Genomic DNA, 14,941 nt, shown 5'->3' with positions numbered 1-14,941 from the left:
CAATTTATATTAAAACCTTTTTTTGGATTTAAAAGATATGTGTTAAAAAAAGTATTGAAGCGGGAATGAAATTTTATAAAACTTAAATTAGGATTTAAGAAAAAAATTTCATTATTAAATACTAATCAGATCCTTAAAGAAATCATATTTCATTGAAGGGGTTAATGAAGAAATTATATAAAAGATAAAAATTATTATATAAAAAAAATAGGATTTGAGTAGTATAAATTCTATAAATTTAACATAAAAATTAATAATTAATATTTTAACCATTAATAAAATATAATTTTTTTTAAAGCAGGAAAAATTATATTTTTGTTTCACCATAATATTCTGCTTTTTCACCATCATCTAATAATTTTTTTATACCTTCACGGATATTTCCAGAATTATAAGTGGAATCTGTTAATTTTTCCAGGTAATCTTCACTTACTACTCCAGGATAGAATCCTAATTCAATTCTCTGTTTTAATATATCCTTTATTTGAGATCTGGTATATGTGGGGAAGTAAATATTCATTGGTAAAAATATTGTACTAATATTTAAATTAAGTATGATATGTTTTTGAGGTTTTGTTATTGTTATAATGCTTATTTTAACTTCATGATATGTTTCATGGGCTCTAAGTAACGTGTATAATACTTTATTAAGTTCATTATTATTTTTTATAGCGTCATAATCATCTAAAGCTACAATTAGCACTTTTTTATGCTTGGTGAGGTAAGTCATTATTTCATCGTAAATATTAATTGTGTTTAAAGTGTTGGTTTGTGTTTTTTTCTTGAAAATTTTTTTATAAATTTCACTAAGTATAGTGTATTCTGTTCTATGCATTTGACAATTTATTATTAAAGATATAACATTAGGGCATGCTTCTTCTATTAATTGTATATATTTAGTAACTGTGCTTGTTTTTCCAGTTGCATTGAGTCCTTTTATTTCCATATTACTTGGAGCATATCCTCTTTTAATCTTTCTTGAATAAAATACCATAGTTTCTATTTGTTGTGTTCTATACTTCAATATTTCAGGCATATAATTATTTTGAAAAACTTCCCGGTCGCGAAATATGGTGCTTTCTTCTTCTATTATGTCAAATAATGTTTTTTGCATTTGCATTTTTATACTTACACCCTCCCTTTTTTCATATTTAAAAAAATTAATTTATCTATATACTATTATTTTTTCATATTACCTATTTTATAAAAAAAGTCCGAGAGCAATTGAAAAATAATAAATTTTCATAAAAAAAATGGTATGTATATTATTTAAGTACAATGAATAAATATAATCAAACAGGGGAAAGGTTTTTTTAAAACATTAAGAAAATATTTTTATTAAAAAAATGAATTTTAATAGATTTTAATATATCTATAAATTATTTCTTTTTTTATAAAAAAAATATTTTTTATACATTCTCACCCAAGAAAAAGAAAGGAAAAAAATTATAATGGAATATTATTTTCCCTTTAAAATTTTTTCATAATTTAAAATAATTTTTTAATTAAATAAAAAGGAGCCTTTCCCCTATTTCTAATTTTTACATTATTTACTATTATTATATTCAATATATTCATAAAAAAAGAGATAATGATATGAATATTTACTCAGTTTAAAAAAATAGATTCTTAAAAAAAAGATGGAGAAAATAGGAAAAAATGGAATTTGAAAATAATGAATTAAAATTAACTTACCCTTCATTTTGGGAATTAAAAGAACATGATATTGATAATTGTATACTAATATTAGATCATGAACATAAAAAAAGTCGGATAATGCTTTTAAAATATCCTGAAGATGGTATAAACTTAAATTATCTTAAGTCTGCTGTAGAAACAATACCAAGAAGTGAAACTTTAAAAATTATAGATTCACGTTTAACCAGTATTAAAGATTTTGATGTTCATAAATTTCAAGCAATAGACATGACACATGAACCACCACTTAAAACTCGTTCTATTGGTTTAATCCATAATAAAGATGCATACCTTTTTGATTATTTCACTTTTGGATTAAATAATCCTGAAGATAGTGATCTTGATGAAATTATTAAAAGTTTAACTTTTAAATAAAACAGGTTATAAATTAACAAGTTTTATAAAAGATAAAAAAAGATATTTTTAACAATTATTAAATTAAGAATAATTTTTCTTTAATAAAATAAAAAATTTTGTATATGGAAGTAATAAATTTATGATAAAGAATGTTGAAGGGCTTTGTCCTCAATGTGGAAGCAATACAATAGTACTAGCAGTAGAAGATGAAAAGATTGTTGAAAAATATTGTCCAGATTGTGGATATAGGGGCATAGGAATAGAAATTTATCAATACTTCATTTAAAAGTAGAAAAAAATATAATAATCTTTTTTTTTATTCTATACTACCTTTTTTTTACACTTAAATATATCATTTAATGTATTAATATTAAATTTTGGTATGTAATGAGGATTATATGAAAGATTATGTTGGAGTTGATTATTAATGGCAAGATTAGGTAAAATATATCAAAATGAAAACATTTCATTTAATTATTCTGATATGTGGAAAGAACAAGATCCTAAAACAAGAGGTCCCTCATGTGTTAAAGCATTAGTTAAAGTAGTTAATAAAATACCAAGCATTATAACAATTTACAATTATCCAGAAAAAACTGATAAATCTACAAATGAACTTTTAAAAGAATTAAATAATAGTTTTATTAATCAGGGTTGGAACATTATACATTCAGATATTGGGTCAATTGATGGTGCAAATTCAATTGAAATAGTAGCTAATGCTAAAATGGATGATCGAATGTTACAATTACATACAACATTTATTTTTCATAAGGAATCTATGTATGTTTTTGAATTAACTAGTTGTCCCGATTCAGCAGAAGAAATAGAAGATTATAATAGGATAATTAATACAATAATTTTCTTACAATAAAAGAAAATTAGAATTCTTTTTTTTATTTTATGAAATTTTTTTTTAGAAAGATATATTATTAAGTATAATAAAACAATTTATTATATAAAAATTTTTTAAACTTTTTATGGAGGCAAAAAGAATATGGACTATAAAAAACTTAAAGGAACAGAAACTGAAAAAAATTTAGAAATTGCATTTGCTGGAGAATCTCAAGCTAGAAATAAATATACTTATTATGCTAGCAAAGCAAAAAAAGACGGTTATGTTCAAATTAAAAACATATTTGAAGAAACTGCAGGTAATGAAAAAGAACATGCTGAATTATGGTTTAAATATTTGCATGAAGGCCAAGTACCTGATACTGCAACTAACCTTGAAGATGCAGCTGATGGTGAACATTACGAATGGACTGAAATGTATAAAGGAATGGCAGAAACTGCAGAAAAAGAAGGCTTTGATGAACTTGCATACAAATTCAGTGCAGTAGCTGACATAGAAAAAGAACATGAAGAAAGATACAGAACTCTTTTAAATAATGTTAAAGAAGAAAAAGTATTTGCAAAAGATGAAGAAGTAGAATGGCAATGCAGTAACTGTGGCCATATATTTGTTGGAAAAGAAGCTCCAACTGTATGCCCAGTATGTGACCATCCAAGATCTTACTTCCAAGTAAGACCAAAAAATTATGAATAAAAAAAATATTTTAATTTTATTTAAAAAAATTTGATTTATTATAAATAAAAAAGGGGAAAAATAATTCATTTTTTTTAATTTTTACTTTTTTACTTTTATTTCACTTTTCCCCTTTAAAATTTATTTAATTTTTTTTTAGAAGTTTATTATGAAAGAAGAAGACAAAAAAACATGTTCTAAAGGCACATGTGCACCTATACCTATAAACACCAAAGAAGGTATATTGGTTCTTATTTTATTACTATTTTTAATAATTTTATTAGTGTTAAAAGGATCAAAAATTATCTAAAAAAAATATATTAAGGAGATTTTGAGAAAAAATGGCGAGATTTAAATGTAGTGTATGTGGATTTATTTATGATGAAGAGGAAGCAGGTAAAAAAATAACTGAAATTGATGTCTGTCCATTCTGTAAACAACCATCTTATAAGTTTGAAGAAATATTAGAAGAAGAAGAGGAACAAATTGAGGAAGAGGAAACTCCATTAGATTATCCTCCTGAAACTATCCGAACAGATGCAAAGATGCCAAAAATGACTGATATACATCGTATGGCTGTTCATGGTGAAAGTATAATTGATGGTATGGGAACACAATTACCAATGCCTTCATGGGATGATATTCTTGTTATAGCTAATCAATTAAACCCTGCACCTTTAGATGAGGATGCGGAGGTAAATTCAACTACAATAATTGGTAAGAATGCTAAAAAACCAATGGTTCTTGAAAGTCCAGTTTATATTTCACACATGTCTTTTGGTGCATTATCTAGAGAGACTAAGGTTTCTTTATCTAAGGGAAGTGCTCTTGCAAAAACTGCAATGTGTAGTGGTGAAGGTGGAATACTTCCTGAAGAAAAAAGTTCAGCTTATAAATACATTTTTGAATATGTTCCGAATAAGTACAGTGTAACTAGTGAAAATCTTAAAACTAGTGATGCTATTGAGATTAAGATTGGTCAGGGAACTAAACCTGGAATGGGTGGGCATTTACCTGGTGCTAAAGTCACATCTGAGATAGCTGAAATACGGGGTAAGAATCCTAATGAAGATATTATAAGTCCTTCTAATTTCCCTGAAATTGAGGTTAAGGAAGATTTAAAAACTATGGTTAGTATGCTTCGTGAAAAATCTGAAGGTCGTCCTATTGGTGTTAAAATTGCTGCTGGTCGAATTGAAGAAGATTTAGAGTATTGTTTATATTCTGAACCTGATTTTATAACTATTGATGGTCGGGGTGGTGCTACTGGTGCAAGTCCTAAATTGATTCGTGACTCTACTAGTGTTCCTACAATTTATGCTCTCTATCGTGCTCGTAAATACTTAGATGAACATCATAGTGATGTTAGTCTTGTAATTACTGGAGGTTTAAGAGTTTCTGGTGATTTTGCTAAGGCTTTATCCTTAGGTGCTGATGCTGTGGCTGTTGCCTCAGCTGCTCTTATTGCTGCTGCTTGTCAACAGTACCATATTTGTGGAACTGGGAACTGTCCTGTAGGTGTAGCTACTCAGGATCCTGAGTTACGCGCAAGATTTCAGGAAGATGCAGCAGTTAAACGTGTTGCAAATTTCTTAAATGTTTCATGTGAAGAAATTAAAACATTTGCAAGAATAACTGGTAATAATGATGTTCATGGTTTAAGTGTGGAAAATCTTGCAACATTTAACTCTGAAATTAGTGATTATACAAATATTCGCCACGTATAAAAAAATAAGGTAGTTTTGGTTTAATTTAAATTTTTAAACCATTTTTTTAATTTTTTTTTAACTTTTTATATAGATTTTTGATTGGGAACTTACAATCATATTAATTTTACAATCATGTTTTAACATAGGAATTTTATTTTTAATTTGTAATGGATGGATTGTTGTTGCAATTGGAGTTTTATTGTTTATAACTTTTTTATTATATAAATCACTTATTTCTCTATCACCGTAGCCTCCACCTTTTCCAAGCCGGTTTCCTTTAAGATCTACACCTACACATCCTTCTATAACTAAATCAACTTTACTTAATTTATCTATTTTTGCACCGTATTTGAATGCTCCTTCTTTAGTGCTTGCTTCTTGTGGATGATTTTTTGCTTCTTTATTTAATTTTAAATAACCATTTTCTAATTTAGGGGTGGCCATAATGAGGGTTTTATTGTCGATTATGCAATTGTATCTTACAGGGATTTGTGCTGAATCAGGGGATACGAATATGGTTTTTGCATCTTGATACTCAGATGTTTTTCTTAAAATATTTGCTGCTTTTTCTTTTCCTTTAAAATCTGGTATTTTATTATAATCCCCTTGGGGTCTGTGACTTAATTTTTTTTGGTATAGTTCGTCCCATATTTCTAATCTTAATTTTTGTTTTTTATCTTCAATTTTCATGTTTTTATTTCACCTCTTATTAAAATTTTAGATTCTTTTTCTTGTATTAGTATTTTTGTTTATATTTTTTTATAAATTTTTCATGGATTTAAAAAATCTTTATTGATTGGTAGTTTTCCTTTTTACTGTTTTATTATATCATTTTTGGACTTTTAATAGATTTTATAAGGTTTTTGGGTTTTTCATATAAAAATGTTTTCTTGTCTTGTTTTTCTTGATTTTTGCTTTGTTTTTGTTTGATTTCCTTGTTTTACTCTCTTTTAGCTTTTTAAAGAGTTAATTTTTGGTTTTCTTTTTTATTGGTTTTGTGTTTATGTTTGTGTTTTTTATTATAATTGCTTTGTTTTCTTTTATTTTTTTCATGTTTAATGGTTTTTTTATTAATCTAATCATTATTACTCTATGTTCTTTCTTTATTTGTTTGATTGCTTAGTTTTTATTTATTTTTGTTTTTAAAAGTTCTTAGAATCTTGTTTTTCTTTAAATTCTTATTATTTGTCTTATTTTTTCCTTAAAAATTAATGTATGTCTTATTTTTAGTATAATTAACTTATTTAACATGTTTTTTACTGTATTACCTCTTATATTTTGGTTTTTAGGTTTTAGTAGTGGTTATGTTATAAGATGTTATATTATGGTTTTCTTCTTATTATTAATTTAATCGATTGATTAATAGTTTTTGATAAGATTTATTAAGATTTTTTCGTGTTTTTAAATGTTTAAAGCCGTTTTTATGCCTATTTTTAGGTTTTAACTTATTATTTCCTTTAGTTTTTTATCATTTTTTATGTATTTAAATATATTTTATTTTAAAAAACATATTTTTATATTCAGTTTTTTATTAATTTACTTGTATATTATTATAAAATTTTCATAAATTTTTTATCATTTTTATAATAAAAAAGACAAACCTTTATATACTTAATCAACTTTAACTATAAACACGGTTCGACATGAATTAAGTCATGTTAAACTAAAATATTTTAAAGATTAAAAAAAAATTATTTACAAATTTTTTTTGATCTTTTAAAAAAATCCCAAAAAAATAAAAAAAATAAATAAAGAGAAAAAACGGTTTAAAACAAAGAATTTGAGGAAATATTAAATAAAAAAAATATAGGAGGTATGGTAAAACATATTCTCTAAAAAAACAATTAAATATTTTTAAAAATTCCACCCCAAAATTTATTATAAAAACAATCCTTTATCACCCCCCATAAAAAATATTTTATAAAAGGAATAATTTATAATAGAAAATATATTATCTCTAATAAAAAAGAGGTATATGTCTAAAAAGGAAAAAATTTAGATTAAAAAATAAAAAAATTTCTTAAAAAAAAATTAAGGAGAATTGTTTTTATTCTTTTCCATCTTATCTAAAAAAAATAATTAAAATAAACCACTGATTATTTAAAAAAAGATTTGATGTTGGAGGATAAAAATTTATATTCTCCACTCCATTTTTAAAGAATTCATATAAAAAAAATTTTTTTATACATAATATAAAAATAACATTTTTTTTCTCCATAAAAAAAAGTATTAAAAAAAAATAAAAAACACATTTAAGAGTATATAACGGATAAAAAAACATTTTTTTTAATCTTAATTTTTTCCATTTTTTCCCTAAAAAAAGATGAACACTCATTTTTTAACTATTTTTAAAAGAAATTCTTATACTTTTTATTTCTAAAGCCTTTTTACTATTTTTAATATACACTTCACAGATTAAATTCAACTATATAATACTTAAATACCATGAATTTAATAATAGTAATTAATTATATTAAATGTTTTATATGAAACTTTAATAAAATAATAAGGGAACGTGAATATAATGACAAGTGTTTACAATTTAGATAAATGGAAACAATGGGCAGAAAATAACACCCGAATATTAGGTAAAATAAAACCTAATGGAAAAATAGGAATAATCAATGGAATAAGTTCTAATGAAATTTTAATAATCACCATAATAGATGCAGACAATGTTAAATTAGAACTAACAGAAAACACTAATTCATATAATAATCCAATTGTTGATTTATTATTTGACATACCTGAAGAATACTATGAAAATATTTTTGAAGATGGAAAATTTAAAGAAATCAGTAAACATATTAGTGATGGAACCATATCTGGTTATAATATGTACAGTGAAGATGAATTATTTGAAAAAGGATTCACATTCTTTATGAGTTTCATTGGTTTAAGTTTTTCAGGTGCAAGACCTTGTAAAACTAATGGGGCCTGCTAAAATATAGTATTTGTTAATTAAAAAAAGTATTATATATTTATTTATTAATTTTTTTTAGTTACAACATCCAAAAAAGAAATTAAAAACTTTTTTTAGATATTTTTTAGAATTAATTTTCATATTTTCTTTTAAGTGAGGGTAAATAAAATCTTTATCTCCAATATTTTTTTATTGATTCAAAATTTTACCTTATTTTTTTAATATTTTTCTTGATCCAGAATTAATCACTCCTTTTTTACTTGAAATCTTACTTTCCTCTCTGGTTGACAACTTAAATATTATAAATAACACAGTATTAATTACAAAAGCTGAAAGGAGGAACATTATAATGGGTGATAAATTTGAGATTATTGAATCAATATTATATAAAAGTAATGAGGGGGCTGTAAGTTCTGAATTCTTAGTAGATAAAAATAATCAAACTTTTTGGGCAAGTCAAAAAGCAGTAGCAGATATTTTTGAAACAACTCCTTCAAATATTAGTATGCATATGCAAAATATCTTTCAAGAAGGCGAATTAAATGAGAATAAAGTATGTATTACTTCTAAAAAGTTATTTAAAGACCAAACAGAATTTATTAAGGATTCCTTAATAAACCCTATGAAGGGCGGAAGACCTTCTAAATGGTATAATTTAGATGGAATAATTGCTGTAGGATACAGAGTGAATAGTAAAAAAGCAACCCAATTCAGACAATGGGCTGATAGTGTTTTAAAAGAATATATGATTAAAGGTTTTGTAATAGATGATGAATTATTAATAAATGGTACTAGAATAGATAAAGACTATTTTGATGAATTATTAGAACGTATACAAAGAATAAGAGCAAGTGAAAGAAGATTTTATCAAAAAGTAACGGACCTCTTTGCAGAATGTAGTTATGACTATGAAAAAGATTCTGAAATCGCTAGAACTTTTTATGCTACTGTTCAAAATAAACTTCATTTTGCCATTACTGGAGAAACTGCTGCTGAATTAATTAATACTAGACATTGAAAAAAATAATTAATTAAAAAAAGAAACTAGAAGAATTAATAGAATAAAAATTTAATAATGGAACTATATCTAGTTATAATATGTACAGTGAAGATGAATTATTTGAAAAAGGATTCACATTCTTTATGAGTTTCATTGGTTTAAGTTTTTCAGGTGCAAGACATTGTAAAACTAATGGGGCCTGCTAAAATATAGTATTTGTTAATTAAAAAAAGTATTATATATTTATTTATTAATTTTTTTTTAGTTACAACATCCAAAAAAGAAATTAAAAACTTTTTTTAGATATTTTTTAGAATTAATTTTCATATTTCATGATTTATTTTAAGTTAGGGTAAATAAAATCATCCCTCCAATATTTTTTTTATTCTCTTTTAATTTTTTCTTTTAATTTTTCAATGAAACCAAACTCGGTTTCAAATGATGGATCATTTCCATATCCACACTTGGGGCATATAAGTAAGTTACAATTACATTTACTACAACCTTGTGTTTTCTGACAACTACTTTTAGCTTCCTTTTCTGTAAATTCATATCCACATAATCTGCATTGCATTTTTATAAAATCCTCCAAAATTTATTCTTTTTCACTATCTTTTTTATCATCTTTATTTTCTTTTTCTTTTTTAGGTTCTAATTTTTTAACTCCAAATATTCCACTTCTACTTAACATATTATTCACCTCCTTTTTGTTTTTATATTTTTTTAAAAAATTTTATTTATATAAAAATAAAGGATAAAGATTTAATCTTTTAAATTTTATCCTAATCCTAAAAGCATACCACCTTGATAAATTATGAATGATACAATGTATGCTACACTACAACATAACACCATGGAAACTATTGGCCATTTCCAACTATTAGTTTCACGTTTTATTGTTGCTACAGTTGCAAAACATGGCATATATAATAATACAAATGCTAAGAATGAATATGCTGCAAGTGGAGTGAACATTCCTTGTAATGCTAATGTTATACCTGCACCTGCTTCAGCAACTCCGAAAAGTGAACTGAATGTTGATACAACTACTTCTTTAGCTAGTACTCCAAATAATATAGCTACAGATGGTTGCCATTGGCCCCAACCTAAAGGACTGAATATTGGCGCTATAAATGATCCAATTTGTCCAGTCAAACTAAACTCAGATCCATAACTTACACCAACAGGTAAACTACTTAATATCCATACAATGATAGATAATGCAAGTATTATAGTTCCTGCTTTTTTAAGGAAAACTGCTCCTCTTTCCCAAGTATGTATAAGTACACCTTTTAATGTTGGAACTTTATATGTGGGTAATTCCATAACAAATGGGGTTGATAATCCTTTAAATAATGTTTTCTTAAATATTAATGCTACAATAATAGCCACAATAATACCTAAAAGATATAAACTGAATATTATTTCTCCTTGGTATGCTGTAAATAATGCTGCTGTAAATAATGCATATACTGGTAATCTTGCACTACAACTCATAAAAGGCACAACTAACATTGTTGTTAAACGATCTTGATTACTGTCTAATGTCCGTGTTGCCATTACACCAGGAACACAACATCCAAATCCTAAAACCATTGGGATGAAAGATTTCCCATGTAGGCCTACTAGTTTATGCATTACTTTATCCATTACAAATGCTGCACGAGCTAAGTATCCTGAATCTTCTAATATACTTAATACAAAGAATAGTAAGAAAATTATTGGTAAAAAAGTAAGTACTCCACCTACTCCTCCTATTATTCCATCAACAAGAAAACTACTTAAAAATGATTCTCCAAGAACTCCAAGTATAAGATTTCCAAGCATTCCAAAACCAGTATCTATTAAATCTTGTATTGGTGTTCCAATTGCAAATGTTACTTGAAAAGTTAAATACATTATAATTAAAAATATTGGTATTCCAAGTATACGATTAGTTACAATTTTATCAATTTTATCAGTAGTTGTTTCCTTATCTATTTGTGGTTTTAGGACAGCTTCTTTTATAAGTCCATCAATAAAACCGTATCTTGCATTAGCTAGAATTTCTTCTGTGTCTTCGTTAAAAACTTCTTGTAAATGTTTTTTTACTTTCTCTGTTTTTTTTATTATTTGCTTTCCATCTCTTGAGTTTTTAACTTTTTGTGTTATGATTTCATCATTTTCTAATAATTTAATTGAAGTCCAAGAATCTGGAACATCTAATAATTCTGGATCTTTAGTTATTTCTTTACTTATTTCTTTTAAGTGCTCTTTTAATTCATATCCATAAACTAATTTTTCACTGGAATCTTTAGGGTTTTCTTTAGCTTTTATTATTTCTTCAACTAACTGATTTACTCCTTGTCCATTACTTGCTTCTATTTTTATCACTGGAATTCCAAGTAGCTCGGATATTTTTTTCTCATTTATCTTGTATCCTTCTTTTTCAGCTAATTTATTCATATTTAAAGCTATTACCATATTTGCCTTTAATTCCATTAATTGTACTGTTAGGTACATGTTTCTTTCAATATTAGCAGCATCTATAATGTTTAGGATTACATCATTCTCTTTATCTACAATGAAGTCAATACTTGTTCTTCTATTGTTTTTGCACTTAAATTATAATTTCCTGGAAGATCAATTATGTTAAATTCAAATTTGTTATTATTTTTTTGGAATTTATAAGTTCCTTCCATTTTTTCAACGGTTTTTCCTGGCCAGTTTCCTACGTGTTGGTGCATACCTGTTAGGTAATTAAAAAGAGTACTTTTACCAACATTTGGGTTTCCAGCAAAACCTATTTTAATTGTTTTCATCTTGGGTATTCTCCGTTTTTATCATTGATGAACTCTCCGTTTGTGGTCCTTTTTAAAAATTTAATAAAGGAAAAACCTTTCTTTATATAGTGGGGGGAGTCATTGGTCATTTTACCGGTTTATTAATATTTTTTTTTAGTTTATTTTTACTTCAATGTTTTTTGCTTCTTCTTTTCTGAGTGCTAAGTCGTATCCTTTAATCCTTACTTTGCAAGGGTCGCCTAGTGGTGCTTTTTTAATAAATTTTATTTCTGCACCTTCCACGAATCCCATACTCATTAAATGTCTTCTGAGTTCTTTTTGTTCTTGTTTTTGTTGGTTTTGGTTTTCAATATGTTTGTAGGAAACTATTTTGCCGTATTCTCCGTCGTGGAGGTTGTTTAATTTATGTTTTTCTCCTTTCTTTTTTGGTTTTTATTTTTCATCCTTTTTTTTAACCTCTTTATTTATGTTTTTTCTATTTTTTTTGTTTTTAAAAAAATTATAAATTTAGGTTTACCTAAATCTGTTTTTATTTTAGTTCAAAAGAACTATATAAATGTTTAGGTATGCCTAAACTTTGTTCTTATTTATAAAAAAATCTTACAAAAAACACATTTGTTAATATAAAAACAGTTTAACAATAAATAGAAAAATAAAGGAAAACTTTAAATAAGACTTACCAGTTATTATTAAGCACAGAAACTGTAAAAAACACCATTTAAAAAATTTTTTTTACAGTTTTTAAATAAATAAAATGAAAAGTTTTTTTTTAGAAATAAAATCTTCTAATAATAAAATTTCAAAAAACAAAAAAAATAATTTAAAAGGGTTTTATTCCTCAATCATTTAATTCTAAAAAAAAGGAAAATAAAATTAGATTAAAAGGAGGAAAAATTAATATGAAAGCTAAAAAAGCATTAATATTCTCTTTATTATTTGTTTCCATAATTGCTTTAATTTCCCTACCTCTAGCATTTGCCTCAGATACGAATACAACACCCGTAACATCTGAATCAACAAACATTTCAGATTAGGCAAATACTGGAAATATTTTAACTGATAATGGAAATACCACTCCACCTGAGATACCTAATGGTACTGGTAATGGTACTCCGCCTGATATGCCTAATGGTACTAGTCCTAATGGTACCGGACCAAGTCCTATAGAAAATATAACAGGTCCAACAACCACATTAACTGGAAATAATATTACAGTAACTTATGGTGCTGGTGAAAATTACACAGTAACATTAACAACAATTAACGGAACACCTATCAGCGGACAACATATTGCATTAAATCTTACTCGTTTAAGTGATGGTGCAAGTAAAGTTTATTGGGCAACAACAGATACAAAAGGTATAGCAGAACTAGAAATCAATTTATACTCAGGTTATTATACTTCCTCATCAAGTTATGAAGGAAACGATACATTAAATTACACTTCCAGTAGTTGTTTTAATACAATAATCGTTGTAACAAATTCAACAACAAATAAATCAAGTACTGTATTAATCGTACAACCATTTACAGAAGTTTATGGTGCTGGTGAAAACTTCACAGCAACTCTTAAAAATGCTAACGGAACTGCTATAATAGGAAATCATATAGCATTAAATCTTACTCGTTTAAGTGATGGTGCAAGTAAAGTTTATTGGGCAACAACAGATACAAATGGTATAGCAGACCTACAAATAAACTTATATCCAGGATCTTATACTGTAAGTGCAAGTTTCTCAGGTGAGGATAATTACACTAATTCTTCTGCAGCAACAACTATAACTGTAACTAGTAATGGTACAAGTAATAATACTACTAGTAAAGGTAAACTTGTTGTGAATGGAGAAACAGTCACTGCATCTAATGGTGCTTATTCAACAAGTTCTTCTGATACAAATGTAATTCTTGTAAAGAATGGTGGAAACTTAAATTTAACAGATTCAACTATTACAAAAACTGGTGATGTATCAAGTTCTAACTCTGAAAATTCTGATTTCTATGGAACCAATGCAGCAGTACTAGTATTAGCTAAAAGTACTTTAAATATTAGTGATTGTTCTATTATTACTAATGCTACTGGTGCAAATGCTATATTTGTAACTAATAGTGCTAGTTCTAATTTTGGAGCTATAGCTTATGTTAATAATGTGAATATTTCAACATATAAAGATAAATCTCGTGGTTTAGATGCAACTTATGGTGGAACAATCATAGCAGATAATGTTATTATTAATACTCGTGGTGGAAGCTGTGCTGCTCTTGCTACTGATCGTGGTGAAGGTACAGTAAATGCAACTAATTGTGTTTTAAATACTGGTGTTGGACAAACTAGTGGATCAGGTTCTCCATGTATATATTCAACAGGTTCTATAAGTGCTACTAATTGTACAGGTACTTCTTATGTTGCAGAAATCGGATGTATTGAAGGTAAAAACAGTATAATATTAAATAATTGTAATTTAACAGGTTATGCTAAAGGTAATCGTGCAAATAGTAGTGGATATGTGGATTCATGTGGATTCTTCATTTATCAAAGTATGAGTGGAGATGCTGCTGTAGGTACTTCTACATTAAATGCATATTAAAAGTTAGTAGTCAAAGTGAATGGGGAACTAGTGGTTCTAATGGTGGAACCTTAACATTCAATGCTCTTAGTGAAGATTTAACTGGTAATATTATAGTTGATTCAATTAGTAGTCTTAGTTATACTTTAAGTTCAAGTACATATACTGGTGCTATTAATCCATCAGGTTCTTATGGAACTACTAGTGTAACTATTGGATCTGGATCTACTTGGACTTTAACTGGAAACAGTTATGTGTCTAGTTTAACTAATCTTGGAACTATTAATTATGGTTCTTATACTTTATATGTTAATGGTGTAGCTTATAGTGCATCTAATCCATATAAATCTTAAATTTTTTACTTTTTTTTACTTTTTTT

The 14,941-nt window shown here is 26.2% G+C and carries 14 protein-coding genes and 2 pseudogenes; 10 read left to right on the top strand and 6 right to left on the bottom strand.

Features of this window, described 5'->3' with window-relative positions:
- Positions 1 to 307 precede the first annotated feature (307 nt).
- Entirely contained in the window at positions 308 to 1,120 is an 813-nt protein-coding gene (locus BP769_RS00175; RefSeq protein ID WP_409197886.1) for an AAA family ATPase, read from the bottom strand.
- A gap of 539 nt (positions 1,121 to 1,659) precedes the next feature.
- Here BP769_RS00175 and BP769_RS00170 point away from each other — a divergent pair.
- The 6 genes from BP769_RS00170 (at position 1,660) to BP769_RS00145 (ending at position 5,310) form a co-directional block, all read left to right on the top strand.
- Positions 1,660 to 2,073 (top strand): hypothetical protein, encoded by a 414-nt coding sequence (locus BP769_RS00170; protein ID WP_409197885.1) that lies wholly within the window; start codon positions 1,660 to 1,662, stop codon positions 2,071 to 2,073.
- Positions 2,074 to 2,194: 121 nt separating this feature from the next.
- A complete protein-coding gene (locus BP769_RS00165; protein ID WP_409197884.1) occupies positions 2,195 to 2,341 on the top strand; it encodes a hypothetical protein in 147 nt (48 codons plus the stop codon).
- Between the two features lie 141 nt (positions 2,342 to 2,482).
- Complete coding sequence (locus tag BP769_RS00160; RefSeq protein ID WP_409197883.1) at positions 2,483 to 2,929, top strand: PsbP-related protein; 447 nt, start codon at positions 2,483 to 2,485, stop codon at positions 2,927 to 2,929.
- Positions 2,930 to 3,052: 123 nt separating this feature from the next.
- Positions 3,053 to 3,604: a rubrerythrin gene (gene rbr / locus BP769_RS00155; protein WP_409197882.1), complete on the top strand. Its 552-nt coding sequence runs from the start codon at positions 3,053 to 3,055 to the stop codon at positions 3,602 to 3,604.
- Positions 3,605 to 3,752: 148 nt separating this feature from the next.
- The gene (locus BP769_RS00150) at positions 3,753 to 3,893 is read left to right on the top strand and encodes a hypothetical protein (protein ID WP_409197881.1); all 141 of its coding nucleotides are present in this window, start codon (positions 3,753 to 3,755) and stop codon (positions 3,891 to 3,893) included.
- A 31-nt stretch (positions 3,894 to 3,924) separates the two neighbouring features.
- Entirely contained in the window at positions 3,925 to 5,310 is a 1,386-nt protein-coding gene (locus tag BP769_RS00145; protein ID WP_413861767.1) for a glutamate synthase-related protein, read from the top strand.
- 57 nt (positions 5,311 to 5,367) lie between these two features.
- On the opposite strand, the gene BP769_RS00140 is transcribed toward BP769_RS00145, so the two are convergent.
- The gene (locus BP769_RS00140; protein ID WP_413823601.1) at positions 5,368 to 5,982 is read right to left on the bottom strand and encodes a 5-formyltetrahydrofolate cyclo-ligase; all 615 of its coding nucleotides are present in this window, start codon (positions 5,980 to 5,982) and stop codon (positions 5,368 to 5,370) included.
- Positions 5,983 to 7,816: 1,834 nt separating this feature from the next.
- Here BP769_RS00140 and BP769_RS00135 point away from each other — a divergent pair.
- Both BP769_RS00135 and rhuM read left to right on the top strand, forming a co-directional pair.
- Positions 7,817 to 8,236 carry a hypothetical protein gene (locus tag BP769_RS00135; RefSeq protein WP_413823604.1) on the top strand — a complete coding sequence of 140 codons (420 nt, stop codon included), beginning with the start codon at positions 7,817 to 7,819 and terminating at the stop codon, positions 8,234 to 8,236.
- 328 nt (positions 8,237 to 8,564) lie between these two features.
- Complete coding sequence (rhuM, locus tag BP769_RS00130; protein WP_413828302.1) at positions 8,565 to 9,233, top strand: RhuM family protein; 669 nt, start codon at positions 8,565 to 8,567, stop codon at positions 9,231 to 9,233.
- A 364-nt stretch (positions 9,234 to 9,597) separates the two neighbouring features.
- Here rhuM and BP769_RS00125 read toward each other — a convergent pair whose 3' ends face one another.
- The 4 genes and pseudogenes from BP769_RS00125 to BP769_RS00110 all read right to left on the bottom strand — a co-directional run bounded on the left by BP769_RS00125 (position 9,598) and on the right by BP769_RS00110 (position 13,022).
- Positions 9,598 to 9,789 carry a hypothetical protein gene (locus BP769_RS00125; protein ID WP_413823606.1) on the bottom strand — a complete coding sequence of 64 codons (192 nt, stop codon included), beginning with the start codon at positions 9,787 to 9,789 and terminating at the stop codon, positions 9,598 to 9,600.
- Positions 9,790 to 9,992: 203 nt separating this feature from the next.
- A pseudogene (gene feoB / locus BP769_RS00120) lies at positions 9,993 to 12,016 on the bottom strand (ferrous iron transport protein B).
- Between the two features lie 135 nt (positions 12,017 to 12,151).
- A pseudogene (locus tag BP769_RS00115) lies at positions 12,152 to 12,391 on the bottom strand (FeoA family protein); the annotation flags it as partial.
- A 445-nt stretch (positions 12,392 to 12,836) separates the two neighbouring features.
- Positions 12,837 to 13,022, bottom strand: a complete 186-nt coding sequence (locus tag BP769_RS00110; protein ID WP_413823611.1) for a hypothetical protein — start codon at positions 13,020 to 13,022, stop codon at positions 12,837 to 12,839.
- A gap of 97 nt (positions 13,023 to 13,119) precedes the next feature.
- On the opposite strand from BP769_RS00110, the gene BP769_RS00105 reads away from it, so the two are divergent.
- A complete protein-coding gene (locus tag BP769_RS00105) occupies positions 13,120 to 14,583 on the top strand; it encodes an Ig-like domain repeat protein (RefSeq protein WP_413828624.1) in 1,464 nt (487 codons plus the stop codon).
- Positions 14,511 to 14,915 carry a hypothetical protein gene (locus BP769_RS00100; RefSeq protein ID WP_409197872.1) on the top strand — a complete coding sequence of 135 codons (405 nt, stop codon included), beginning with the start codon at positions 14,511 to 14,513 and terminating at the stop codon, positions 14,913 to 14,915. Before BP769_RS00105 ends, BP769_RS00100 begins: the two co-directional genes overlap by 73 nt.
- Positions 14,916 to 14,941 lie beyond the last annotated feature (26 nt).

Source organism: Methanobrevibacter sp. UBA417 (assembly GCF_002508845.1).
In the GTDB taxonomy this organism is placed as follows: Archaea; Methanobacteriota; Methanobacteria; order Methanobacteriales; family Methanobacteriaceae; genus Methanobrevibacter_A; species Methanobrevibacter_A acididurans.
Note: the sequence above shows the minus strand (reverse complement) of the source record. Positions and strands in the feature narration are given on the sequence as shown.

Excerpts from the sequence above, each read along its gene's own strand:
- BP769_RS00170 (WP_409197885.1), top strand. The coding sequence starts at position 1,660 with ATGGAATTTGAAAATAATGAATTAAAATTAACTTACCCTTCATTTTGG.
- BP769_RS00145 (WP_413861767.1), top strand. The coding sequence starts at position 3,925 with ATGGCGAGATTTAAATGTAGTGTATGTGGATTTATTTATGATGAAGAG.
- BP769_RS00105 (WP_413828624.1), top strand. The coding sequence starts at position 13,120 with ATGCCTAATGGTACTAGTCCTAATGGTACCGGACCAAGTCCTATAGAA.
- BP769_RS00100 (WP_409197872.1), top strand. The coding sequence starts at position 14,511 with ATGTGGATTCTTCATTTATCAAAGTATGAGTGGAGATGCTGCTGTAGG.
- BP769_RS00175 (WP_409197886.1), bottom strand. The coding sequence starts at position 1,120 with ATGCAAATGCAAAAAACATTATTTGACATAATAGAAGAAGAAAGCACC.
- BP769_RS00125 (WP_413823606.1), bottom strand. The coding sequence starts at position 9,789 with ATGCAATGCAGATTATGTGGATATGAATTTACAGAAAAGGAAGCTAAA.
- BP769_RS00150 (WP_409197881.1), top strand. The coding sequence starts at position 3,753 with ATGAAAGAAGAAGACAAAAAAACATGTTCTAAAGGCACATGTGCACCT.
- BP769_RS00135 (WP_413823604.1), top strand. The coding sequence starts at position 7,817 with ATGACAAGTGTTTACAATTTAGATAAATGGAAACAATGGGCAGAAAAT.
- rhuM (WP_413828302.1), top strand. The coding sequence starts at position 8,565 with ATGGGTGATAAATTTGAGATTATTGAATCAATATTATATAAAAGTAAT.
- rbr (WP_409197882.1), top strand. The coding sequence starts at position 3,053 with ATGGACTATAAAAAACTTAAAGGAACAGAAACTGAAAAAAATTTAGAA.
- BP769_RS00165 (WP_409197884.1), top strand. The coding sequence starts at position 2,195 with ATGATAAAGAATGTTGAAGGGCTTTGTCCTCAATGTGGAAGCAATACA.
- BP769_RS00160 (WP_409197883.1), top strand. The coding sequence starts at position 2,483 with ATGGCAAGATTAGGTAAAATATATCAAAATGAAAACATTTCATTTAAT.
- BP769_RS00110 (WP_413823611.1), bottom strand. The coding sequence starts at position 13,022 with ATGTTTGTTGATTCAGATGTTACGGGTGTTGTATTCGTATCTGAGGCA.
- BP769_RS00140 (WP_413823601.1), bottom strand. The coding sequence starts at position 5,982 with ATGAAAATTGAAGATAAAAAACAAAAATTAAGATTAGAAATATGGGAC.